The sequence below is a fragment of the Saccharopolyspora sp. NPDC050389 genome (assembly GCF_040655595.1).
Classification (GTDB): domain Bacteria; phylum Actinomycetota; class Actinomycetes; order Mycobacteriales; family Pseudonocardiaceae; genus Saccharopolyspora.
The window spans coordinates 1-3,512 of record NZ_JBFAKG010000074.1 but is presented as its reverse complement, the minus strand read 5'-3'; the positions used below and the strand labels follow the sequence as shown (position 1 = coordinate 3,512).

General features: G+C 66.5%; 2 protein-coding genes and 1 tRNA gene. 1 reads left to right on the top strand and 2 read right to left on the bottom strand.

Features of this window, described 5'->3' with window-relative positions; translation table 11 throughout:
- Nucleotides 1–105 precede the first annotated feature (105 nt).
- Nucleotides 106–717, bottom strand: coding sequence for a response regulator (locus AB0I53_RS35655; protein ID WP_093273187.1), 612 nt, complete (start codon nt 715–717; stop codon nt 106–108).
- 117 nt (nt 718–834) lie between these two features.
- Entirely contained in the window at nt 835–2,226 is a 1,392-nt protein-coding gene (locus AB0I53_RS35650) for an amino acid permease (protein ID WP_358613027.1), read from the bottom strand.
- Between the two features lie 163 nt (nt 2,227–2,389).
- Between AB0I53_RS35650 and AB0I53_RS35645 the strand changes: the two genes are divergently transcribed.
- Nucleotides 2,390–2,463: transfer RNA gene (locus AB0I53_RS35645), tRNA-Leu, on the top strand.
- The last annotated feature ends 1,049 nt before the right edge of the window (nt 2,464–3,512 follow it).

Here is a 3,512-nt window from a genome sequence, read left to right as displayed (position 1 = left end):
CGCCCCCCCGCGCACTGTCGCCGCGTATAAGCCTCTGGGGCCGTTTTTTTTGTCCGCTAGATTGACAACCCAAAACCACCCCGGCCCGGCGAAAGCGAACCGCTGTTACGAGAGGTTCTCCAGCACGGCCTGGGCGACGGCCTTCATCGTGGTCCGGCGGTCCATCGCGGTGCGCTGCAACCAGCGGAACGACTCCGGCTCGGAGAGGTTGTGCTTGTTCATCAGCAGGCCCTTGGCCCGCTCGATGGTCTTGCGCGCTTCCAGCCGCTCGGTGAGGTCGGCGACCTCGGCCTCCAGCGCCTGCACCTCGGTGAACCGGGACACCGCGAGTTCGATGGCCGGCACCAGGTCGCGCTTGGCGAACGGCTTGACCAGGTAGGCCATCGCGCCCGCGTCCCGCGCCCGCTCGACGAGGTCGCGCTGGCTGAACGCGGTCAGGATCACCACCGGCGCGATCCGCTCGCCGGCGATGTTGGAAGCGGCCTCGATGCCGTCCATCTTGGGCATCTTGACGTCCAGGATCACCAGATCGGGGCGCAGCTCCTCGGCGAGCCGGACGGCCTCCTGCCCGTCCCCCGCCTCGCCGACGACCTGGTACCCCTCCTCGCGGAGCATCTCCACCAGGTCGAGCCTGATCAACGCCTCGTCCTCGGCCACGAGTACGCGACGTTCGACGGGCTTGGCCTCGCGTGTGTCCTCGGCAGCCGGCGTCGTCACCGGGATCCTCCAAAAATCGGGTCCGCCGATGCGTTCTGCATCGGGAAACCGCAGCTTACCGGCTGTGACTTCACGCCGAGGTAAACACGCGACGTGACCATTGCGACATCGCGACGATCAAGACCGCGCGACCCGCCGGCGCACGAACAGGACGTAGATCAGCAGGATCGCGGCGACGCTGATCAAACTCAGCGTGAGCTGCGAACGGACCTCCTCGATGGCGCCCATGGTGATCACCACGGCGACGATCACGACCAACGTGGCCCAGGTCAAGTAGGGGAAAAGCCACATCTTGAGCTTCAGCCGCTCCGGCGCCTCCTGCTCCAGCCTGCGGCGCATCCGCAGCTGCGAGGCCGCGATCATCCCGTAGATGAACAGCGCGACGGCACCGGCGGAGTTGATGATGAAGTAGAAGATCGTGTCCGGCGAGACGTAACTCGCGGCAACGGCGACGTAACCGACCAGAGTGGACAGCAGGATCGCCTTCCACGGCACGCCGCGGCGGTTGATGTCGCGCACCCAGCTCGGCGCGAAACTCCGCCGCTGCAAGGCGAAAAGCATCCGGGAGGCGGTGTAGAGCCCGGAGTTGAGCACCGAGATCACCGCGGTGAACACGACCACGTTCACCACGACCTCCGCGGCGGGCAACCCGAACCTGGCGAACGCGGCGGCGTACGGGCTGCTTTCGCTGGGAATCTCCTGCCACGGCGTGATCATGACGAGCAGGGTCACCGAGCCGACGTAGAACAGCAGCACCCGCCACACCACCGCCTTGGTCGCCTTGGCCACCGCCTTCTCCGGCTCCTTCGACTCCGCCGACACGATGGTGACGATCTCGGTGCCGAAGTAGGAGAAGACGACGATGACGACGCCGTGCAGCACGGCGAAGCCGCCCTTGGCGACGAACCCGTCCAGCGCGATGTTGCCGACCGACAGCTCCGCGCCGGGCCACAGCCCGAGCACGAAGATCGTCCCGCACACCAAGAAGATCACGATGGTGATGACCTTGATGGACGCCAGCCAGAACTCGGTCTCGCCGAACGACCGCACGGAAACCAGGTTGCTGGCGGTGAGCAGCAGCATCAGCACCAGCGAGATGACCCACTGCGGCACGGCGGGCACCAGCGGGTTCAGCAGCTCGGCGCCGACGACGGCCTCGAAGGCGACGACGCCGACCCAGTAGTACCAATACAGCCAGCCGATGGTGAACCCCGCCCAGTTGCCCAGCGAGGTCCGCGCATACTCCATGAACGACCCGAGAGTAGGAGCGGCGGTCGCCATCTCGCCGAGCATCCGCATCACGAGCACGACGATCAGCCCGCCCAAGGCGTAGGACAGCACGGCGGCGGGCCCGACGGTGGAGATCACCGCCCCGCTGCCGATGAACAGGCTGGCACCGATGATGCCGCCGAGCGCGATCATCTGGAGGTGGCGGTTCTTCAGGCTCCGCCGTAATCCGATGTCGTCGGCGTCGCCTGTCGCGGACTCGATCCTGGTTTCATCGACCATCACGGCCCCCCGTGTTCGACCGGCCACCTGGAGTAGAGGCTGTGAACCTAACTCGCGAAGATCACCACCACCAGGGTCCCGAACCGGGGCAAACCACCCGAGCAAGTGACGCATACCCCTGAAGCGAGGGGTTGATCAAGGGTCACGTATGCTGAGTGAGCAAGCCCCCGTAGCCCAATCGGCAGAGGCAGCGGACTCAAAATCCGTCCAGTGTGCGTTCGAGTCGCACCGGGGGCACGCATCAGTGCAGGTCAGGCGCATTCGACCGAACCTGCCATTCGGCGTGCCATAGATCATCCATGCTAAACCCATCTTTTTGGGAGATGATCATGGCTCACCCTCCACTACCGCTTGGCACCTGGGGCTCAATCCGGATCCACGGCAGAGTCGACGGCGAGTGGGCCCCCAAGGCGGAGATCCCGACTGGCGCGAAGATCGACAGTCGGCGCGCTTTGGATCTCCTGTCGGACGAGTTCGCCGGACCATTCGTCGTATCCGGCGGCCATCACCTTGAAGTCGCGGCAGTCGGCGGCGATGTCGGCGTAGATGACGTTGTAGTCGATGACGTCGCCCGGGGGTGACGGTGATCCAGCCGTCGTCGGCCCACCGCGAGACCCGCCCGTCGGCGGTGCAGTTCCTCGGGATCCAGAACCGCCACAGCATCGACGGCGTCCCGTCCAAGCCGTCGGGGATCAGCAGCGCTCGGCGTCGCCGGGTGGGTGACGGACTTCGACGGCGTCGAAGCACCACTCGGCGCGGCGGGGTTGGCGTGGTGGGTCCAGCCGCGTGACTTGGTGAGCGTCATCAGCTCGGTCATGCCGTAGGTGAGGCCGCGGTAGGTCTGCGGGATCGGCGCGAGATCGAGCCGCGTCTTCTTACCAACTCCGCCCCGACAAGCCCGACCGCGCCGCCGTCCTCAAACGCATCGACGCCGTGCCGACCGACGGCCGCGATGGCGGTTACACGCGGTGCGAACTGGCGCAGAAGCACGCGAAATCGGGACGAATAGTCGGCAGATAACCGCACTCCCATGGATCGCACCGATGGCGCGATGAGCTACTCACCGCTTACTTAGCTCCAGCCGGTGCAGTGCCGACGGTGGTGCCTGCCACCCCACGCTGCACGGGCTTCGGATCCGCGGTCGCGCCGTGCTGGGGCTGGAGGCCGGGCTCTACCTGTGGGCGTTGGGCAGCTGGCGCGGCTGCGGGCGGTGCACGATCTCGGCGGCCCGGTGCTGGACCAGTGGCTCGCCACCGCCCTGCTGCCGCGGCTGGAGGAGGTGCGCG

Excerpts from the sequence above, each read along its gene's own strand:
- AB0I53_RS35650 (WP_358613027.1), bottom strand. The coding sequence starts at position 2,226 with ATGGTCGATGAAACCAGGATCGAGTCCGCGACAGGCGACGCCGACGAC.